Annotated in this window: 14 protein-coding genes, 1 pseudogene and 1 riboswitch; of the genes and pseudogenes, 11 read left to right on the top strand and 4 right to left on the bottom strand. The window is 73.3% G+C overall.

What is annotated here, in order from left to right; all coding sequences use genetic code 11:
• Positions 1 to 67: 67 nt before the first annotated feature.
• A complete protein-coding gene (truA, locus tag EAD98_RS06230) occupies positions 68 to 898 on the top strand; it encodes a tRNA pseudouridine(38-40) synthase TruA (RefSeq protein ID WP_121653120.1) in 831 nt (276 codons plus the stop codon).
• 52 nt (positions 899 to 950) lie between these two features.
• Here truA and EAD98_RS06225 read toward each other — a convergent pair whose 3' ends face one another.
• Positions 951 to 2,024: a hypothetical protein gene (locus EAD98_RS06225; RefSeq protein WP_233583731.1), complete on the bottom strand. Its 1,074-nt coding sequence runs from the start codon at positions 2,022 to 2,024 to the stop codon at positions 951 to 953.
• A gap of 102 nt (positions 2,025 to 2,126) precedes the next feature.
• On the opposite strand from EAD98_RS06225, the gene EAD98_RS06220 reads away from it, so the two are divergent.
• Genes EAD98_RS06220 through EAD98_RS06210 form a run of 3 tightly spaced genes read left to right on the top strand, consistent with a single transcriptional unit; the run spans position 2,127 to position 5,454 of the window.
• Positions 2,127 to 2,732, top strand: a complete 606-nt coding sequence (locus EAD98_RS06220) for a class I SAM-dependent methyltransferase (protein WP_121653118.1) — start codon at positions 2,127 to 2,129, stop codon at positions 2,730 to 2,732.
• A gap of 41 nt (positions 2,733 to 2,773) precedes the next feature.
• Positions 2,774 to 4,453: an ABC-F family ATP-binding cassette domain-containing protein gene (locus EAD98_RS06215; protein ID WP_121653117.1), complete on the top strand. Its 1,680-nt coding sequence runs from the start codon at positions 2,774 to 2,776 to the stop codon at positions 4,451 to 4,453.
• 38 nt (positions 4,454 to 4,491) lie between these two features.
• Complete coding sequence (locus tag EAD98_RS06210) at positions 4,492 to 5,454, top strand: aldo/keto reductase (RefSeq protein WP_199723309.1); 963 nt, start codon at positions 4,492 to 4,494, stop codon at positions 5,452 to 5,454.
• Positions 5,455 to 6,019: 565 nt separating this feature from the next.
• Here the strand turns inward: EAD98_RS06210 and EAD98_RS06205 are convergent.
• Both EAD98_RS06205 and EAD98_RS06200 read right to left on the bottom strand, forming a co-directional pair.
• On the bottom strand, positions 6,020 to 6,550 hold the full coding sequence (locus EAD98_RS06205; protein WP_121653130.1) for a hypothetical protein: 531 nt from the start codon (positions 6,548 to 6,550) through the stop codon (positions 6,020 to 6,022).
• A 71-nt stretch (positions 6,551 to 6,621) separates the two neighbouring features.
• Positions 6,622 to 12,462 carry a ThuA domain-containing protein gene (locus EAD98_RS06200; protein WP_121653115.1) on the bottom strand — a complete coding sequence of 1,947 codons (5,841 nt, stop codon included), beginning with the start codon at positions 12,460 to 12,462 and terminating at the stop codon, positions 6,622 to 6,624.
• Positions 12,463 to 12,753: 291 nt separating this feature from the next.
• Positions 12,754 to 12,863, top strand: a riboswitch (TPP riboswitch).
• On the opposite strand from EAD98_RS06200, the gene thiE reads away from it, so the two are divergent.
• From thiE to thiC, 7 genes are all read left to right on the top strand, one after another.
• A complete protein-coding gene (gene thiE / locus EAD98_RS06195; protein WP_121653114.1) occupies positions 12,858 to 13,484 on the top strand; it encodes a thiamine phosphate synthase in 627 nt (208 codons plus the stop codon). Its footprint overlaps the riboswitch before it by 6 nt.
• Positions 13,481 to 14,686 (top strand): glycine oxidase ThiO, encoded by a 1,206-nt coding sequence (gene thiO / locus EAD98_RS06190; protein ID WP_233583732.1) that lies wholly within the window; start codon positions 13,481 to 13,483, stop codon positions 14,684 to 14,686. Before thiE ends, thiO begins: the two co-directional genes overlap by 4 nt.
• Positions 14,677 to 14,877 carry a sulfur carrier protein ThiS gene (gene thiS / locus EAD98_RS06185; RefSeq protein WP_121653112.1) on the top strand — a complete coding sequence of 67 codons (201 nt, stop codon included), beginning with the start codon at positions 14,677 to 14,679 and terminating at the stop codon, positions 14,875 to 14,877. Before thiO ends, thiS begins: the two co-directional genes overlap by 10 nt.
• Entirely contained in the window at positions 14,874 to 15,653 is a 780-nt protein-coding gene (locus tag EAD98_RS06180) for a thiazole synthase (RefSeq protein ID WP_121653111.1), read from the top strand. The genes thiS and EAD98_RS06180 overlap by 4 nt, the downstream gene beginning before the upstream one ends.
• Positions 15,650 to 16,390: a thiamine phosphate synthase gene (locus tag EAD98_RS06175; RefSeq protein WP_121653110.1), complete on the top strand. Its 741-nt coding sequence runs from the start codon at positions 15,650 to 15,652 to the stop codon at positions 16,388 to 16,390. The genes EAD98_RS06180 and EAD98_RS06175 overlap by 4 nt, the downstream gene beginning before the upstream one ends.
• Complete coding sequence (gene thiD, locus EAD98_RS06170; protein ID WP_121653109.1) at positions 16,387 to 17,172, top strand: bifunctional hydroxymethylpyrimidine kinase/phosphomethylpyrimidine kinase; 786 nt, start codon at positions 16,387 to 16,389, stop codon at positions 17,170 to 17,172. The genes EAD98_RS06175 and thiD overlap by 4 nt, the downstream gene beginning before the upstream one ends.
• Before the next feature lie 17 nt (positions 17,173 to 17,189).
• Positions 17,190 to 18,782: a phosphomethylpyrimidine synthase ThiC gene (gene thiC / locus EAD98_RS06165; RefSeq protein ID WP_121653108.1), complete on the top strand. Its 1,593-nt coding sequence runs from the start codon at positions 17,190 to 17,192 to the stop codon at positions 18,780 to 18,782.
• A 60-nt stretch (positions 18,783 to 18,842) separates the two neighbouring features.
• On the opposite strand, the pseudogene EAD98_RS30875 reads toward thiC, so the two are convergent.
• A pseudogene (locus EAD98_RS30875) lies at positions 18,843 to 19,757 on the bottom strand (hypothetical protein); the annotation flags it as partial.

Raw genomic sequence — 19,757 nt, 5'->3', positions numbered from 1 at the left:
CTCGGGCATCGTTCGGGCCCGGCACCCCATCGGGGTGCCGGGCCCGACCCGTAACAGGAGGTACGAGGTGGACGAGCGGATCCGGCTGCGGCTGGATGTCTCGTACGACGGCACCGGCTTCTCCGGCTGGGCCGCCCAACCGACCCGGCGCACCGTCGCCGGGGTGCTCGTCGAGACCCTGGACCTGGTCCTCGGCGCCGGCACGGCCACCGGGTTGACCGTGGCCGGGCGGACTGACGCGGGGGTCCACGCCACCGGGCAGGTCTGCCACCTCGACCTGCCCGCCGAGGTGTGGCGGCAGCACGAGGGTCGACTACTGCGACGGCTGGCGCGGCTGCTCCCCACCGACGTCCGGGTGCGGGAGATGACCGAGGTGCCGGCCGACTTCGACGCCCGGTTCTCGGCCACCTTCCGCCGCTACGAGTACCGGGTCACCGACGCCCGGTACGGCGCGGAGCCGCTGCGCCGGCACGAGGTGCTGGCCTGGCCGAGGCCCCTGGACCTGGCGGCGCTGAACGCCGCGGCGGCCGGCCTGGTGGGGGAGCACGACTTCGCCGCGTACTGCCGGCGCAAGGAGAACGCGACGACGCTGCGCGAGGTGACCCGGCTGGACTGGCGCCGCGACCCGGACGGGATCCTGGTCGCCACCGTGCAGGCGGACGCGTTCTGCCAGGCGATGGTGCGCAGCCTGGTGGGCGCGATGCTGGTGGCCGGGGACGGCCGCCGCCCGGTGGAGTGGCCGGGCACCCTGCTGACCCGTCGGGAGCGGTCCAGCGAGGTGACCGTGGCCCCGGCGCACGGGCTGACCCTGGTCGAGGTCGGCTACCCGGCCGATCCGGCCGAGTACGCCCGCCGCGCCGACCTCACCCGCCGGCTGCGGGTCCCCGTCGAGGGCTGACCGCGCCGAGCGGGACGTCCCGTCGCCGTGACCGCGGACGGCGGGGGTGCGGTCAGTCGCCCGGTAGCTCGTCGTCGCCGGTGCTGCCGCTCTGGCTGCCGCTGCTCCCGCTCGGCGCCACCGTCGGTTGCGCGGCGGTGCCGCCGTCGGCCCGCCGTTGCAGCACACCCCGGCTGAGGTGCAGCTCGATCATGTCGAACAGGATCTCCCGGATCGTGGTGTCGCCGGACTTGACGGCGACGCCGTCCGTGCGGACCACCAGCGCGTACGCCAGGTAGTGGCCGCGGACCTGCCAACCGACCCGGGCCGGGGCGGTGGCCACCACCTCGGTGCCGTCGCCTTCCTTGCCGACCAGCCCCCGGAACCGGCCCTGCCGCTCGTCGAGCAGTTGCCGGATCCGGTCCCGGGCCCGTTCCGCGCTCACCTTGTCGGTGAGGTTGAACAACCCGGTGGTGACCAGATGGTCGCCGCCGGGTGCCCGCAGCGTGGCCCGGACCACCTGGTTGCAGCCGAGCCGGACCAGTAGGTCGGCGACCTCGCCGGTGGCGGCGACGGCGCAACTGCCGCTCGAGTGTTTCGTGATCACCTGGTAGCCCGGCTGGCCGTCGGTGACCTTCAGCTCCTTGGCGGGGAAGAGTTCCTTGGCGGTGAGCGGTGCCTGGTCGGTGTCCCGGGAGTCGAGGTCCTGCCGTTCCTCCGTGGGGGCGGACGCGGCGGCGTTCGGCTGGTACGTCGGGGTGGCCTGCGGCTGTGGGTCGCGCTCCACCAGCAGCGCGGCGGCGCCCAGGCCGCAGAGTGCGAGGAGGACCAGCACGGCCGCGCCGCCGATCAGCACCTGCCAGAGTCGGCCGCCGCCCCGGCGGGAGGACGGCTCGATCGGCTCTGCCGAGCTGTAGACCTGGTCGCGTGGCGCGGCGGGCGGCGCGGCGGGCGGAATCTCGGCACGGGCCGGCGGCGGAGGGGACGACGGCAGCGCGATCTGGTTCGTCCGGCGCAGCGACGGGGTCGGGAAGCGCGACGGCGAGGGCCCGGCCGGCGGAGGCGGACCGCCGGGCACGGACAGGTCGGACCCGTCATCCGGGTACTCCGCGAAAGCGTCCTCATCGGACTCGTACCGATACACCATGTCGCCCAGAGTAGGAGGCATTGTCCCTTTAGGGGGTAATAACGGGAAATGTAGGTGTGGGCCGTGTCGGAGCGTGCCTCGACCGATGCGAGAATTGCCGGCGTGACCGGCGACCACTACTTCACCGCTCAGCCCGCCAGCGACGCCCCGCCGCGCGAGGTCGAGTTCTCCGTCGCCGACCGCGACTACCGCCTCGCCTCGGCCGGTGGCGTCTTCTCCGCCAGCCGTCTCGACCCGGGCACCGCAGTGCTCCTGCGCAAGGCCGAGCTGCCCACCGTGGCCACCACCGGCGACCTGCTCGACCTCGGCTGCGGGTTCGGCCCGATCACCTGCGTGCTGGCCGACCTGGCCCCGGCGAGCACCGTCTGGGCGGTCGACGTCAACGCCCGCGCCCGCGACCTGACCGCGGCCAACGCGGCCCGGGTCGGCGCCGGCGACCGGGTCCGGGTCCGCGCACCGGACGACGTGCCGGCAGAGCTTCGTTTCGCCCAGCTCTGGTCCAACCCGCCGATCCGGATCGGCAAGGACGGGTTGCACGACCTGCTGCTGCGCTGGCTGCCCCGCCTCGCCCCGGACGGCGTCGGCTGGCTGGTGGTCGCCCGGCACCTCGGTGGCGACTCGCTGCACCGCTGGCTCACCGACCAGAGCTGGCAGGTCGAGCGGCACGCCAGCCAGAAGGGCTTCCGGGTGCTGCGGGTCACCCGGTAATTGGATGTACCGGCCGGCCCCTGCTGGGGCAGGATCCCGGCGTGGGATACGTGGACGTGGCAGCGGTCGGGCACATCCTGCCCGACGGTCGGGAACTCTTCGCCGACGTGTCGTTCCGGGTCGGGGAGGGCGGCAAGATCGCCCTGGTCGGGCCGAACGGCGCGGGTAAGACGACACTGCTGCGGATGGTCGCCGGTGACCTGCCGGTGCGTACCGGCGCCGTCGCGCGAGCCGGTGGGCTGGGCGTGATGCGCCAGTTCATCGGCATGATCGGCGACGAGTCGACACTCGCCGACCTGGCGCTGTCGCTGGCCCCGCCGCCGTTGCGCGAGGCCGGCAGGCGGCTCGGCGAGACCGAGGCGGCCATGCGGGCGGCCGAGGTCCGCGGCAAGTACAGCACCGCGGCCGGCAAGGCCCAGCTGGCGTACGCCGACGCGCTGGGCGCCTGGGGCGAGGCCGGCGGGTACGACGCCGAGGTGCTCTTCGACACCGTCGCCACCATCGTGCTCGACCAGCCCTGGGACGCCGTCCGGGAGCGACCGGTGCGCACCCTCTCCGGCGGGCAGCAGAAGCGCTTCGCGCTGGAGCTGCTGCTGCGCGGCCCGGACGAGGTGCTGCTGCTCGACGAGCCGGACAACTTCCTCGACGTGCCCGGCAAGCGCTGGCTGGAGGCGCGGCTGCGCGAGTCGACGAAGTCCGTGCTCTACGTCTCGCACGACCGTGAGCTGCTGGCACAGACCGCCGACCGGGTGGTCGCCGTGGAAGGCGGCAGCGCCTGGGTGCACCCGGGCGGCTTCGCCAGCTGGCACGAGGCGCGGGTGGCCCGGCACGCCCGCCTCGACGAGCTGCGTCGGCGCTGGGACGAGGAGCACCAGAAGCTGCGCGAGCTGATGCTGATGTACAAGCAGAAGGCGGCGTACAACGACGGGCTCGCCTCGCGGTACCAGGCCGCGCAGACCCGGCTGCGCAAGTTCGAGGAGGCCGGGCCGCCGCCCGTACCCCCGAAGGACCAGGACATCCGGATGCGGCTGACCGGCGGGCGGACCGGCAAGCGCGCGGTGGTCTGCGAGCAGCTGGAGTTGGACGGCCTGACCTACCCCTTCGACCTGGAGATCTGGTACGGCGACCGCGTGGCGGTGCTCGGGGCCAACGGCACCGGCAAGTCGCACTTCCTGCGGCTGCTGGCCCGAGGCGGCAGCGACCCCGACCCGGCCAACGGGCCGGTCGACGGCGCGGCCGCGCTCGCCCCGGTGGCGCACGACGGCACGGCCCGGCTCGGCGCCCGGGTGCGGCCGGGGCACTTCTCCCAGACCCACGACCGGCCCGAGCTGATGTCGAAGACGCTCGTCGAGATCCTCTGGCGGGGCGACGAGCACCGGACCGGAATGGACCGGCACGCGGCGATGGGAGTGCTCAGCCGCTACGAGCTGGCCGGGCAGGGCGACCAGCGCTTCGGCACCCTCTCCGGCGGGCAGCAGGCCCGGTTCCTGGTGCTGCTGCTGGAGCTGTCCGGGGCGACCCTGCTGCTGCTCGACGAGCCCACCGACAACCTCGACCTGGCCAGCGCCGAGGCGTTGGAGGCGGGCCTGAACGCGTTCGAGGGGACCGTGATCGCGGTCACCCACGACCGCTGGTTCACCCGCTCCTTCGACCGGTTCGTGCTGTTCCGCGGGGACAGCGAGGTGGTGGAGACCCCGGAGCCGGTCTGGGACGTGGGCTGATCGGTCCCCGGGGTGTCGATACGTCCGGCCGGCATAGGGTGGATCTCGTGACTGAGATGACCTATCGCCGGCTGGGCGACTCCGGGCTCGTGGTGTCCGTGGTCGGCATCGGCTGCAACAACTTTGGCCGCAAGCTCGACCTCGACGGCACCCGCGCGGTGGTGGACGCCGCCCTGGACGCCGGGATCACCCTGTTCGACACCGCCGACATCTACGGCGAACCGCAGGGCAGCTCCGAGGAGCTGCTCGGGCAGGCGCTCAAGGGACGCCGGGACGACGTGGTGGTGGCCACCAAGTTCGGCATGGACATGAACGGCCTCAACGGGCCGGACTTCGGTGCCCGGGGGGCGCGGCGCTACATCGCCCGCGCGGTCGAGGCGTCGCTGCGCCGGCTCGGCACCGACCACATCGACCTGTACCAGATGCACGAGCCCGACCCGGGCACGCCGATTGACGAGACGCTCGCCGCCCTGGACGACCTGGTCCGCGACGGCAAGGTGCGCTACCTGGGCAACTCGAACTTCACCGGCTGGCAGATCGCCGACGCGGACTGGGTCGCCTCGTCCAACGGCCGGGCCCGCTTCATCAGCGCGCAGAACCACTACAGCCTGGTGGAGCGGTCCGTGGAGACCGAGGTGATCCCGGCCTGCGAACGGTTCGGCCTGGGCATGCTGCCGTTCTTCCCGCTCGCCAACGGCCTGCTCACCGGCAAGTACAAGCGTTCCGGTCCGCCGCCGGCCGGCAGCCGGCTCTCCGGCGGTGGCCGGTACGCGGAGCGACTCGCCGCGGCCGACTGGGACACCATCGAGGCGATCGAGGCGTACGCGGCCGAGCGAGGGCTGACCATGCTCCAGGTGGCGATCGGCGGGCTGGCCGCCCAGCCCGCGGTGACCTCGGTGATCGCCGGCGCCACCACGCCCGAGCAGGTGCACGCCAACGCCGCCGCCGGCACGTGGGAGCCCACCGACGAGGACCTGGCCGCGCTGCGCGCCGTCCTCTGATCCCCGCCGGGCGCGCTGCGCGGGGTGCGCGCCGCGTGGGTGCGCGCCGCGCGGGTGTGCGCCGCGTGGGTGTGCGCCGCGTGGGTGTGCGCCGCGTGGGTGTGCGCCGCGTGGGTGTGCGCCGCGTGGGTGTGCGCCGCGTGGGTGTGCGCCGCGTGGGTGCGCGCCGCGTGGGTGCGCGCCGCGTGGGTGCGCGCCGCGTGGGTGCGCGCCGCGCGCTTGATCCACTCGCGTTCCTTGAAATCGGGGTGTCCCGCGGTCCGTAAGGCCCCGATTTCAGGGATGTCGAGTCGATCACGCGCCGATCAGACAGCACCGGGCCGGACCGCGACGAGCGGCCCGGCCCGGTCGTCCGACGGGCGCCGGAGCGCCGGTCGGTCACTCGGAGCGCCGGTTGGTCGGCCGGCGCGTTGGTCGGTCAGTCGGAGCGCCGGTTGGGGCCGGCGCGTTGGTCGGACCGCCGGTTTGGTCGGCCGGCGGTCGGTCACTCTGAGCGCCGGTTTGGTCGGCCGGCGGGCCGGTCGGTCACTCGGAGCGCCGGTTGGTCGGCCTGCGCGTTGGTCGGTCAGTCGGTGGTGCGGCGGCGGCCGAACAGCATGGCCACCCCCATCGCGGCGGCGACGAGCACCAGGCCGGCCGCCGCGAACGGCCACCACCTGGCAGCCGCCCCGCCCGCTCCGTCCGCCGGCCTGGTCACCGCGACCGGCGCGGGCGCCGGCGGTGTCTGTGCCGCCCGGGCCTGCACCGTGGCGGTGGCCTCGCTGCGCAGCGGAGCGAGGGAGTTCACCGTCACCTTCCACGTGCCGGCGGAGAGCACCGGACCGCTGCTGTAGAAGCCGTGCCCCTCGGGCTGCGGATCCAGCTGCACCGGCCCGATCTTCCGCCCGTCCGGTCCACTGGCGGTGAGGACCAACCGCACCACCTGCTCCAGCCGGCGGCCATCGGCGTAGCTGGCCTGGATGGTGACTCCCTCGGCGCCGTCGCCGGCCACCGTCAGCTTGAGTTTGTCGGCCCGGGCGGCCGCCGGGGTGGCGGAGAGCAGGGTCAGCGCCAGCCCGACGAGAACGGCGGCCAGCACCTTGCGGATACCCGTCACGGACATCTCCTCACTACCGATGAGGGAGGCCCCTCCCCGACGCCGGAGCGTCGGGGAGGGGCCCGGTCGGATCAGAGCTGGCGACCGGGGGCGAGCCGAATGGCGTCGCCACCGAGCCGTCCGGCGCCCTTGACCGGTTCGCCGTCGTTGGCCCGTACCCCGGCCTTGCTGGCCGTGCCGCCGAGCCGGACAATCATGGCGTCGGCGTCCCGGACCAGTACGTCCCGGATCTCCCCCTCGCCCACCAGGGCGGAGTCGGCGGCGAGCGTCCGGAACTCGGTCAGCTGCTTGACCGCCTTCGTGTCGTTGCCGGCCGCCTCGGCCTTGCGGGCCGCGTCGAGCTTCGCCGTCAACTGCTTGTGCGCCTTGGCCGAGAGCCGCCCCGTCGCCTTGAACCGGTCCAGCAGGTTCTGCATGTCCCGGAACGAGGTGGTGACGAAGAACCGGACCGTCGAGGTGGTCTCGTTGCCCGCCTTGTCGGTCGCGGTGACGACCAGCTCGTGCAGGCCGAGCGGCAGCTCGTACATGGCCTGCAGGGTGCCGCTGGCGTACGCCCGGCCGTTCAACCGACCGACCACGGTCGCGATGCCCGAGGTGGGGTCGACGGCCTGCCAGGACACCCGGACGTCCTGGCTGTCTCCGTAGAGCTGGCCGTCGGCGATCCCGGAGACCAGCAGCGTCGGCTTGGTGCCGTCGATCCGCAGCACCGCCGACTTGAGCGTCTCGGCGTTGCCCGCCTTGTCGGTGGACCGGAACAGCAGCTCGTGCTGCCCGTCGCCGGTCACCTCGACCGGCGTCGAGTACGGCGTCCACGCGCCACCGTCCAGCGACCACTCCACCGTCTTCACACCGGAACCGGCGTCGGTCGAGGTCAGCACCACCGGGATGGTCCCGTCGTGCCAGCCGGCGTCGTTCGCCGGAGCGAACGTCGCCGAGGTGACCGGCGCGCTGGCGTCAATCTTGACCGTGACGGTCTTCGTCGACTCCACGTTGCCCGCCTCGTCGGTCGAGCGGAACCGCAGCTCGTGCTCGCCGTCGCCGCTGACCGCCACCGGAGCGGTGTAGTCCGTCCAGGTGGTGGCCCCGTCCAGCTGGTACGCCGTGCCGGCCAACCCGCTGCCGCCGGCCTCGTCGGCGGCGGTGAGGGTCACCGTCACCGGCCCGGTGTACCACCCGTCGGTCGGGGTGCCGGAGACCGCCGCCGTGGTGACCGGTGCGGTCTCGTCGGCGACCTCCGTGCTCAACCGGAAGTAGTCGAACGCGGCGGTCTTCGAGGCGGTCTGGTTGGCGCCGAGGGTGAACAGCCCGACCTTCGGGGTGGCGCCGACCGCGCTGTTGGTGAGGGTCGTCAACGCGGTCCAGGTCGTCCCGTCCGCCGAGTACGACGCGGTGAAGGTGTTGCCGCTGCGGGCGAGCCGCAGGTGCCACACCGCACCGGTCAGGTTGGCCGCCTCCGGCTGCGGGTTCTGGACCGCCCCGCCGATCTCGCTGCGGAACTCGATCCGCCGCGTCACCGGCTGGCCGGCCTGGTTGTCCGCGATGTAGTCGAACTTCAGGTAGTTGTCGTCGTCCGCCTGCACGATGAGGCCGGCCTGCTGGTACTGCTCGTTCAGCAGGCTGCCGTCGACCTTCGTCTCCAGGGTCCAGTCGCCCGACGGCGCGGTCTGGAGGATGAAGTTCTTCGGCCCGGTGTTGTCGCCGCCGTAGATGTCACCGTTGGGCACGTCGATGCGCAGCGCGCCACCGGTGACCCGGTAGCCGTTCGGGTCCTCGCGCAGGATCGCGTTCCACCGGCACTTGTCGAGCGTGTCGCCGGTGAACTCGTCCGACGGCACGACCGGCCCGGCCGGGGCGTCCGGCGTGATCTGGAACCAGTCGAAGCTGGCGTCCACCACCGGCGCCTCGGTGCCGCCGTTGAGCGCGAAGAGCCCGATCCGCGGGTTGGTGATGCCGTCGAGCGCGGCCGACCGGCCGGCCGGGGTGAAGGTCTGCCCGTCGGCCGAGACGGCCGCCGTCAGGTTCGTCCCGTCGCTGGTGATCCGCAGGTGCACGGTGTCACCCGCCGGTGCGGCGGTGCTGTCCGCGGCCTCGTTGCGCGGCGTGCCGGCCGTCTCCCGGATGAACTCCACCCGCCGGCTGCCGTTGTACAGCAGGTCCAGCTTGGCGTAGTTGTCGTCGTCGCCGTACACCATGATGCCGGCCTGCTGGTAGTTGGCCGTCACCGGCAGGGTGACCTTGGTGGTCACCTGCCAGGCCCCGGTCGGTGCCGGCTGGAGCACCAGGTTGGTGGCGTCGTTACGGGCGCCGTAGAGGTCGCCCACCGCGGTGGGCAGCCGCAGCGCGCCGCCGGAGACCGAGTAGAGCTGGTTCTCCCGGACCACGCTGCTCCACCGGCCCTTGTCGAGGCTGGCGCCGTTGAAGTCGTCCGAGCGCGCCCCCAGGCAGGACGTGTTCGGCGCGTCCACCCGCACCGGCACCGTGGCGTACGACTTCGCGCCCACGCTGTCGGTCACCGTCAGAGTGGCGGTGAAGGTGCCCGGGCTGGTGTAGGTGTGGCTGGCGTCCAGGGTGGTCGCCGTGCCGCCGTCACCGAAGTCCCAGGCGTACGTCAGCGGGGTGTTCCCCTCGGCGTCGGTGGCCGTGCCGTCGAAGGCGACGGTGACCGGCGCGGTGCCGGTGGCCGGGGTGGCGGTGGCGCTGACCACCGGCGGCGCGTTCTCGGTGACGCCGCGGCCGAGGAAGTCCATCCAGTTGACGTTGAACAGCGACCCGGCGCCGCCGTTCGGGTCCCGGGCGACGAAGTACAGCGTGCCGCTCGCGGCGCCGGTCACCGGCGCGGTCACGTCCGTGTACGTCTGCCACCCGCCGGTGCCCGGCACGGTGGCCGTGGCGACCACCGGTCCGTCGACGGCGCCGGCGCGGACCTCGACCCGGCCTCCGGCGCCGGCCGAGGCGGCCCGGAAGCGGATGTCGGTGACGTTGGTCAGGTTCGCCGGGGCGAGCGACCACCAGTCGCCGTCCTCGATGAAGCCGATGTTCTGGCCGCCGCCGGCGGTGTCGCCGCCGGTCTCCCGCTGCACGCCGGCGTCGCCGCCGCCCGTGCTCACCGGCGCCCGCCCGGTGGCGGTGAAGTACTCGGCCTGCTTGCGCTTGGGCTGCAACTGCTCGATCGCCCGGCCGGTGAGCGGGCCGGCCCCGCCGGCGCCGCCCTCGTCCGTGTAGGTGGCCTCGAAGACCGCGAAGACGTTCGCCTCGGCGCCGTGCCCGGAGGCGAGCGACGTCTGGACGATGCCGGTGCAGCCGGTGTGCTGCTCCAGCGGGTGGGCGTGCTCGTCGTGACCGAGCAGCACCTGGAGCCGCACCCGGTCGCAGTCGATCTGCCCGTCCTCCGGGTCGGTCACCTTGACGGTGTAGCGGACCTGGTCACCCCAGTCGAAGAAGCCGCCGTCGGGCGGGAACTCGATGGTCACCGTCGGCGCGGTGTTGCCCACGGTGACCGGCACGTTGGCCACCGCGGTACGGCCCTTCGGGTTGGTGACGGTGAGCTGGGCGGTGAAGCTGCCCGCCGTGGCGTACGTGTGCGTCGGGTTGGCCTCGGTGGAGGTCTGCCCGTCGCCGAAGGCCCAGGCGTAGGTCAGCGTGCCACCGTCCGGGTCCCGTGAGCCGGCGCTGGAGAAGGTGACCGTCAGCGGTGCGGGCCCCGACGTCGGGGTGGCCGCGGCCACCGCGATCGGCGCGCGTTCACCGGCGATGTAGTCGATCCGGTAGATGCCGGAGTTGTCGTTGTTGCCGCCGAAGCCGCTGCCCCACTCGATCAGGTAGAGCGCGCCGTCCGGGCCGAACTCGAAGTCCATCGGCCGGATCATGCTCATCCCGGTGAGCAACTGGTTGATGTCCACCAACGACTTGCCGTCGGCGGTCACCTGCATGGTGTACATCTTCGACTGGTTCCACTCGCCGAGCAGCGCCTTGCCGTCGTAGTACGCCGGCCACTTCCGGTCGGAGTCGAGGTCGGCGTCGTACCGGTAGACCGGGCCGCCCATCGGGGCGCCGCCGCCGCCGATCTCCGGATACCGCGCGTCACCGGCGTACCCGTAGTCGACGGTCGCCGGGACGACCGGCGGGAGGTTGGTCAGGCCGGTGTTGTTGGGCGAGTTGTTCACCGGAGCCGCGCAGTCGAACTTCGCCCCACTCGGGCCGGACGGGAACGTGTAGTCGTTGTACGCCTCGTTCGTCCCGGTGCAGTACGGCCAGCCGTAGTTGCCGGGGGTGACGATGTTCCACTCGACCAGACCCCGGGGGCCCCGGTTCGGGTTGTCCGCGTTGGCGTCCGGCCCGTAGTCCGCGACGTAGAGGGTGTTGGTGCCCGGGTCGGTGCCGATCCGGAACGGGTTGCGGAAGCCCATCGCGTAGATCTCGGGCCGGGTCTTGTCGGTGCCCGGCGCGAAGAGGTTGCCCGCCGGGACGGTGTACGTCCCGTCGTCCTCCGGGTGGATCCGGATCACCTTGCCGCGTAGGTCGTTGGTGTTGCCGGAGGTGCGCTGCGCGTCGAAGTCCTGGCGGCCCGGCCGTTCGTCGATCGGCGTGTACGCGCTCGACTCGAACGGGTTGGTGTTGTCACCGGTGGCCAGGTAGAGGTTGCCGTCGCCGTCGAAGGCCATGCTGCCGCCCGCGTGGCAGCAGGTGTTGCGCTGGGTGTCGACCCGCAGCACCTGCTTCTCGCTGGCCGGGTCGATGGTGTCGCCGGTCACCGTGAACCGGGACAGCAGGTTGCGCGCGATGCCGTCGTTCGGGGCGTAGTAGAGGTACACCCACTTGTTGGTGGCGAAGTCCGGGTCGAGCCGGATGCCGATCAGGCCGTCCTCGTTGCCGGTGAAGACGTCCAGGTCGACGGCGGTGACGGTGCTGCCGGTGTCCGGCTTGACGATCTGCACCCGGCCGTCACGCTCGACGTAGAAGACCCGCCCGTCCGGGGCGATGTCCAGCTCCATCGGGTTGCTGGTGTTGCTGTCCAGGGCGACCTTCTCGAAGCTCGCGGTCTTCGAGGCGCCGCAGTCGGCGTCGACCACGCCGGCCGCCGTCTGGATGCCACCGAGCAGATGCTTGAGGAACTCGGGCTCGGCGTACGACTCCCGGGTGTGCCCGCCCCCGGTGTACCAGGACCGGCCGCCGTCGAAGTCCTGGCACCAGGCGATCGGGTGGTCGGCGCCCATCGCGCCCGCGCCCGGGGTGTAGCTCTTCTCGTCCAGGCTGGCCAGCACGTGCACGTCCGGCCGGGGGTTGGTCTGGTAGTTGTACCACTCGTCGAAGCGGGACCAGCGGTCCGGAAGCTCGGCGGTGGACGGGTGGGCGTGGTCCTCGACCTTGACCGTGGCCTGCTGGTTCGCCGGGTGGTTGGCGAAGTACGCGCCGACCAGGTCGCCGTACCAGGCCCAGCTGTACTCGGTGTCCGAGGCGGCGTGGATGCCGACGTAACCGCCGCCGGCCCGCACGTAACGCTCGAACGCGGCCTGCTGCTCGGCGTCCAGGACGTCGCCGGTGGTGGAGAGCCAGATCACCGCCTTGTACTTCGCCAGATTGGCGTCGGTGAACGCGCCACCGTCCTCGGAACTGTCCACGGTGAATCCGTTGGCCGTACCGAGTTGCTGGATGGCGGCGAGTCCGGTGGGAATGGAGTCGTGCCGGAAGCCGGCCGTCTTGGAGAACACCAGGACGGAGAAGGGATCGGCCGCGGCCTTTGGCGCCTTCGGCGCCACCTGGCTGACCGGGGCCGCGGCTCGCGCGTCCCGCGGGGGGACCTGGGCGGCGGCCGGAGCCGCCTGCGCGGGGAGGCCGAACAGGGTCGTCGAGGCCAGGGCCAGGGAGATCAGGGTCGCGGTGATGGGTACGCGGGCACGACGAGAATGGGGCACGCCGCCTCCTATGTCGCGGTGGACAGGATCGCGGGGGCCGGCTCGCCGAAGACCGTCCCGGATGGAGCCGGTGCGGGTGCCGTGCCAGGGCGCCCACGCCGGCATTTTTGTCGAATCGCTGAACAAATTAATTCGGTTGGATCAATGTCCGGCAAGATGTCGACGGGTAACGGTTCTGCAACGGTGGGCGACATTCCGAACAGGACCGTATGAAGCGCCCAGCGAATCCGGTCCGTCGCGGCCCGCCGACCCCGCCTTGGCAGCCCGACGGATCTGTCGTACGGTGACACGCAAGTAACCCACGGGAGCCCGGTGTACCGGGCTGAGAGGGGGGCTGACAGCCCCCGACCGTCGAACCTGATCCGGGTAATGCCGGCGCAGGGAGGAGCGTTGCCATGCCGTCCCTTGGGCGACTGCATCTGATCACCGATACCCGACCCGGGCGGGACCCGCTCACCGTGGTCCGGGCCGCCCTCACCGCGGCCCGCGCCGACCTGGTGGTGCAGGTCCGGGTCGAGGACTCCGCCACCGACCGCGAGGCGTACGACCTGGCCCGCCGGGTGCTCGCGCTCTGCGCCGCGTACGGGGCGACCTGCCTGGTCAACGACCGGTTGCACGTGGCGCTGGCGGTGGGCGCCGCCGGCGGGCACGTCGGGGCCGACGACCTGCCGGTCGCCGCCGCCCGCCGGGCGCTCGGCCCCACCGGCGTGCTGGGGGCCACCGCCCGGGCCCCGGAGACGGCGATCGAGGCCGTCGCCGCGGGGGCCAGCTACCTGGGCGTCGGGCCGTGCCACGCCACCAGCACCAAGTCCGGGTTGCCGGACCCGATCGGCCCGGAGGGGGTACGCGCGGTCACCGGCGCGGTCGACGTTCCGGTCATCGCGATCGGTGGGGTGACCGCCGCCCGCGTGCCGGCGCTGCGAGCCGCCGGGGCGTACGGGGTGGCCGTGGTCGGCGCGGTCTCCACCGCCGTCGACCCGGCCTGGGCCACCGCCGAGCTGCTCGGAGCCCTGACGTGCTGACCGGCCGGTCCCCGTCGACGCCGTTCGACGACCGGGCACGGCTGGACGTCGCGGTGGTGGGGGCGGGACCGATCGGGTTGGCGATCGCCTGGCGGTGCGCCGCCCGTGGGCTCCGGGTGGTGGTGCACGATCCGGCTCCCGGCTCGGGGGCGTCGGCGGTGGCCGCCGGCATGCTCTCCCCGGTGGCCGAGGCGTACTTCGGTGAGCGGGAGCTGACCGGGTTGCTGCTGGCGTCCGCCGCCCGCTGGCCGGCGTTCGCCGACGAGCTGACCGAGGCGAGCGGCGCCGAGCTGGGCTACCGGACCGAGGGCACCCTGATCGTCGGGTCGACCGGCGACGACCTGGCCGAGGCGCGTCGGCTCTGGGCGTACCAGCAGGGATTGGGCCTGCCGGTCACCCCGTTGCGCCCCACCGAGCTGCGCGACCGCGAGCCGGCGCTCGCGCCCCGGGTGCGCGGCGGGGCGCTCGCGCCCACCGACCACCAGGTCGACCCGCGGTTGCTGGTGCCGGCGCTGCGCACGGCCGCGCAGCGGGCCGGCGCGGTGCTCGTCCCGCAGGCGGTCCGTGCTCTGTCCGAGGTGGACGCCCGGGTCACCGTGGTCGCCGCCGGCTGCGGCGCCGCCGCCCTCACCGGCCTGCCCGTGCGGCCGGTGAAGGGCCAGATCCTCCGGCTGCGCGCGCCCGGCGGCGCCACGCCGGGCTTCCGGCACGTGATCCGCGGGTACGCCGACGGCGAGCAGGTCTATCTGGTGCCCCGCGCCGACGGCGAGGTGGTGCTCGGCGCGACGGTCGAGGAGCGGTCGGACACCACGGTCACCGCCGGCGCGGTGCTGCGCCTGCTCCGTGCCGGCGTCGACCTGCTCCCCGAGCTGGCCGAGTACGACCTGGTCGAGACGGTCGCCGGGCTGCGCCCGGGCACCCCGGACAACGCGCCGATCCTCGGGCCGCTCCCCGGGCGGCCGGACGTGCTGGCCGCCACCGGGCACCACCGACACGGCATCGTGCTCACCCCGGTCACCGCGGACCTGATCGCCGACCTGGTCACCAGCGGCGTGGCCGATCCGCTGCTCACGCCCTTTCATCCCGGCCGGTTCGTCGCTGCGGGCCCGGAATCCGGCAACGCGGCCGGTCCCGGCGCCGGGCCTGGTGCTGCCGAGGTCGGCGGACCTGATCGGACGACGGAGGAGGACCGGTGGAGTTGACGGTGAACGGAAGCGGACGCAGCGTCCTGGGTGGCGCGTCGGTGGCCGACCTGGTCAGCGACGTCGCCCCGCAGCAGCGCGGGGTGGCGGTCGCGGTCAACGGCGAGGTGGTGCCCCGGGCCGGTTGGTCGACGACGGTGCTGCGCGACGGTGACCGGGTCGAGGTGCTCACCGCCGCGCAGGGCGGGTGAGGGGCATGCCGTTCGAGCTGGGCGGGGCGACCTTCACCTCGCGGCTGATCCTCGGCACCGGCGGCGCCGCGAACCTGCACGTGCTGGAGCAGGCGATCCGGGCGTCCGGCACCGAGCTGGTCACTCTGGCGCTGCGCCGGGTGGACACCGCTCCGGGCTCCGCCGGTGGGCTGCTGGAGCTGCTCGACCGGTGCGGGGTGCGGCTGCTGCCGAACACCGCCGGCTGCCACACCGCGACCGAGGCGGTGAAGGTGGCCCGGCTGGCCAGGGACGCGTTCGACACCGACTGGATCAAGCTGGAGGTGATCGGTGACGAGCGGACCCTGCTGCCCGACGGGGTCGAGCTGCTCCGCGCCGCCGAGGAGCTTGTCGCCGACGGGTTCACCGTGCTGCCGTACACCAGCGACGACCCGGTGCTCGCCCGCCGGCTGGCCGACGTGGGCTGCGCCGCGGTGATGCCGGCCGGCGCGCCGATCGGCTCGGGGCTCGGCATCGGTAACCCGCACCACATCCGGCTGATCCGGCAGGGCGTGGACGTACCGGTGATCCTGGACGCCGGCATCGGCACCGCGTCCGACGCGGCGCTGGCGATGGAGCTGGGCTGCGATGCGGTGCTGCTGGCCAGCGCGGTCACCCGGGCCGCCGACCCGGTGGCGATGGCGACTGCGATGCGGTACGCGGTCGAGGCCGGCCGGTTGGCCGCCGGCGCCGGCCGGATCGCGCGTCGCTTCCACGCCCTGCCGTCCACCCCCGACGAGGGGCGACCCGACCTGTGACCCCGCCGTCCGGTGTCGTCCTGCTGACCGATCGGCTCGTCGCGCGCGGCGGGCTCGACCGGGTGGTGGCGGGCGCCGTCGCCGGGGGAGTGCGGTGGGTGGTGCTGCGGGAGAAGGACCTGCCCCGCGCCGAGCGCGCCGCCCTCGCCGCCGACCTGAGGGCGATCCTCGCCGACGTCGGCGGAACCCTCATGGTGGCGGGCCCCGACCCGCTCGACGGCGACGCCGTGCACCTGCCCGCCGCCGGCCCCTACCCGCCACCGACCCACCGGCTCGTCGGCCGCTCCTGCCACAACCAGTCCGAGCTGCACCGCCTCACCACCGAGCACTACGCAACCGTCTCCCCGGTCTGGCCCACGAAGACGAAGCCCGGTTACGGCCCGCCCCTAGGACCGGACGGCCTGCGGAAGCTGGTCGAGGCCAGCCCCGTGCCGCTGCTGGCCCTAGGCGGAGTGGAAACCCCAGAACACGTAACCGCCTGCATCCAAGCGGGAGCCGCCGGCATAGCCGTACTGGGCGCACTGATGCGAGCCCAAGACCCCGCCGAAACAGCCGCCACCCTCACCAGCGCCTATGCCGAGGCGGTCACCCCTGAGCTTTTTCAAGCCGGCGCGGAGGCACCCAGGTCCCCACGACGGGGGCTGCGGCCGACCGTGCCCACGCAGGGATCAAGCCTGACCGCCCGGAGTGGGCACGGTCGGCCGCAGCCCTCAAGAGCGACCAACGAGGAGACATGACCCCGCGCACAATCCTCACCATCGCCGGCTCCGACTCCGGCGGCGGCGCCGGCATCCAGGCAGACCTGAAGGTCTTCGCGGCGCTCGGCGCGTACGGCACCAGCGTCCTCACCGCGATCACCGCGCAGAACACCCGGGGCGTCGACGCCGTCCTGCCGTTACCCCCGCGCACGGTCAGCGAACAGCTGGACAGCGTGCTCGCCGACTTCACGGTCTGCGCGGTCAAGACCGGGATGCTCGGCAATCCGGCCGTCGCCGACGCCGTGGCCGAAGCCGCCCGGGACGGCCGGTTGCCCCAGCTCGTCGTCGACCCGGTGCTCGTCGCCACCAGCGGCCACCGGCTCGGCGTGGTGAGCGCGGTCGAGCGGCTCCTGCCGTACGCCCGGGTGGCGACGCCGAACTGCGCGGAGGCCGCCGCCATCACCGGGCGCCCGGTGGACGACGTGGCCGGGATGGTCGCGGCCGCCGAGGCCCTCGCGGCCGGCGGCCCGGAGTACGTGGTGGTCACCGGCGGCGACCTGGACGGGGTCGAGGCGGTCGACGTCCTGCACGGGAACGGCGGCAGCACCGTGTTGCGGGCACCTCGGGTGGACACCCGGCACACCCACGGCACCGGGTGTTCGTTCTCGGCGGCGATCGCCGTGCGGCTGGCGTTGGGCGATCCGGTGCCGGCGGCGGTCGGGGTCGCCAAGGAGTACGTGCTCCGCGCTCTGACCGGGGCGCGGGGTTGGGAACTGGGCGCGGGCCGCGGGCCGCTGGATCACTTCGGCTGGTCCGCTTGATCACCAGGGAGACTGTCATGCAGGCACGAGGCAAGGTGTACGTCGAGGGTTCGCGGCCGGATGTCCGGGTGCCGTTCGCCGAGGTGGCGCTGACCGGCGACCATCCTCCGGTGCGGCTCTACGACACGTCCGGCCCCGGTTCCGACCCGGAGGTGGGGTTGCCGCCGCTGCGCGGGCCGTGGATCGCCGAGCGGGGTGACGTCGCCCCGGTGCGGGGCGCGGGTACGCCGTTGGCCGGGGTGGACGGGCGACGGCCGACCCAGCTCGCGTACGCGCGGGCCGGTGTGGTGACGCCGGAGATGGAGTTCGTGGCGATCCGCGAGAACGTCGACCCGGAGCTCGTCCGGGCCGAGATCGCCGCCGGTCGGGCGGTGCTGCCGCTCAACGTCAACCACCCGGAGTGCGAGCCGGCGATCATCGGCAAGGCGTTCCTGGTGAAGGTGAACGCCAACATCGGCACCTCGGCGGTCAGCTCGTCCGTCGCCGAGGAGGTGGAGAAGCTGACCTGGGCCACCCGCTGGGGTGCGGACACGGTGATGGACCTGTCCACCGGCAAGCGGATCCACGAGACCCGCGAGGCCATCGTGCGGAACTCGCCGGTGCCGATCGGCACGGTGCCGATCTACCAGGCGCTGGAGAAGGTCGGCGGCGACCCGGTGAAGCTGAGCTGGGAGGTGTTCCGGGACACCGTGATCGAGCAGGCCGAGCAGGGCGTGGACTACATGACGGTGCACGCCGGGGTGCTGCTGCCGTACGTGCCGCTGGCGGTGGACCGGGTGACCGGGATCGTCTCCCGAGGTGGCTCGATCATGGCGGCCTGGTGCCTGGCGCACCACGAGGAGAACTTCCTCTACACCAACTTCGCTGAGCTGTGTTCGCTGCTCGCGAAGTACGACGTGACGTTCTCCCTCGGCGACGGGCTGCGCCCCGGCTCGATCGCCGACGCCAACGACGAGGCGCAGTTCGCCGAGCTGCGCACCCTCGGCGAGCTGACGAAGGTCGCCTGGGAGCACGACGTCCAGGTGATGATCGAGGGCCCGGGTCACGTGCCGATGCACAAGATCAAGGAGAACGTGGACCTCCAGCAGGAGTGGTGCCACGAGGCGCCCTTCTACACGCTCGGCCCGCTGACCACCGACATCGCGCCCGCGTACGACCACATCACCTCGGCGATCGGCGCCGCGATGATCGGCATGTTCGGCACCGCGATGCTCTGCTACGTCACCCCGAAGGAGCACCTCGGCCTGCCGGACCGCGACGACGTCAAGGCGGGCGTGATCGCGTACAAGATCGCGGCCCACGCGGCGGATCTGGCCAAGGGGCACCCCGGCGCGCAGGCGTGGGACGACGCGCTGTCCAAGGCGCGGTTCGAGTTCCGCTGGGAGGACCAGTTCAACCTGTCTCTGGACCCGGAGACGGCACGCTCGTACCACGACGCCACGCTGCCCGCCGAACCGGCGAAGACGGCGCACTTCTGCTCGATGTGCGGCCCGAAGTTCTGCTCCATGAAGATCACCCAGGAGCTCAAGGAGTACGCGGCCCGCGGCATGAAGGACAAGTCGGCGGAGTTCGTCTCCGGCGGCGGAAAGGTCTACCTGCCGCTGGCCTGATCCGCCTGCCCTGCGCTGGCCTGCCCCACTCACGGGGCGAGCCAGCGCGGGGCTGCGGGGTCAGTCGCGGTGGTGCCGCCCGGTGGAGCGCAGCGAGCGGCGGCCGTTCTCCTGCTCCGGCTCGTTGTCCGCCACCGGCTTGCCCAGGCCCGCGACCCAGTCGACGAACTCCTCGTCCTGTGCCGGTAGCGGCTCAGTCGCATCCGGCACGGGCTCGCTCTCCTCTTCGGCGCGGGACCGGTTGCGGCGGAACAGCCCGCCGAGCCGTCCCCGACGGGAGGACTGCTCGGCGTCGTTCCCGGCAGCCGGTGTGGCCGGTCGGGCGTCGGCGCTCGCCGGACCGCCAGCCTCGGTGCCGACGCCGGTCTGCTCCGGCGGAGCGACCGAGGTCGGGGTGGCTTGTCCCGCCGGGTCGGACGGCGCAGCCTCGGCGGCCACGTCCGGTGTGCGGGCAGACCGTCGCCATCGGGAGGCCACCCGGTCAGACGCGCCGCGCGGGCCGGCGGGTGTTGCCGGGCCGGTCGGGCTCGACGATCCGGTGGGAGATGCCGGGTCGCTGGCCGTGGGCGAGCCGGTCGACGCCGGTGAGGTGGTGCTTGTCGACAACGGGTCTGCCGCCCCCTCGCGGCGGGCGGTGGCGAAGGCGTCCCAGGTGCTGGCCCTGCTCAGGTCCGGCAGGGGTGCTCGGTGCCGGGGGCGCGGCGTCCGCCCGGCCGGTTCCTCCGGATCGTCCGATGCGGCCGGTTCCGGTGCGCCGGCCTGTGCGGGCGCGGTCCATGCCGGGGTGACCGGCCAGGCCGGCGCGGCCGGGGTCCAGCGATCCGGCTCCGGGCCGGCGGCTGCCGCCACCCCGAACAGCGGCCCGGCGGAACCAGCCGCGGTCGCGGACCGCTCGGTGTCGGTGGCCTGGTCGGTCCGGGGCGCGACGGCGGCTGCGGAATCGGCGGCCGGCTCGGCCGCCGCCCGGCCGGTGGT

The organism is Micromonospora sp. CV4 (assembly GCF_003667455.1).
Classification (GTDB): Bacteria; Actinomycetota; Actinomycetes; order Mycobacteriales; family Micromonosporaceae; genus Micromonospora.
Note: the sequence above shows the minus strand (reverse complement) of the source record. Positions and strands in the feature narration are given on the sequence as shown.

What these genes read in the sequence shown, in the direction of transcription:
- EAD98_RS06225 (WP_233583731.1), bottom strand. Translation starts at nt 2,024, where the DNA reads ATGGTGTATCGGTACGAGTCCGATGAGGACGCTTTCGCGGAGTACCCG.
- thiE (WP_121653114.1), top strand. Translation starts at nt 12,858, where the DNA reads ATGCCGTCCCTTGGGCGACTGCATCTGATCACCGATACCCGACCCGGG.
- thiD (WP_121653109.1), top strand. Translation starts at nt 16,387, where the DNA reads ATGACCCCGCGCACAATCCTCACCATCGCCGGCTCCGACTCCGGCGGC.
- thiC (WP_121653108.1), top strand. Translation starts at nt 17,190, where the DNA reads ATGCAGGCACGAGGCAAGGTGTACGTCGAGGGTTCGCGGCCGGATGTC.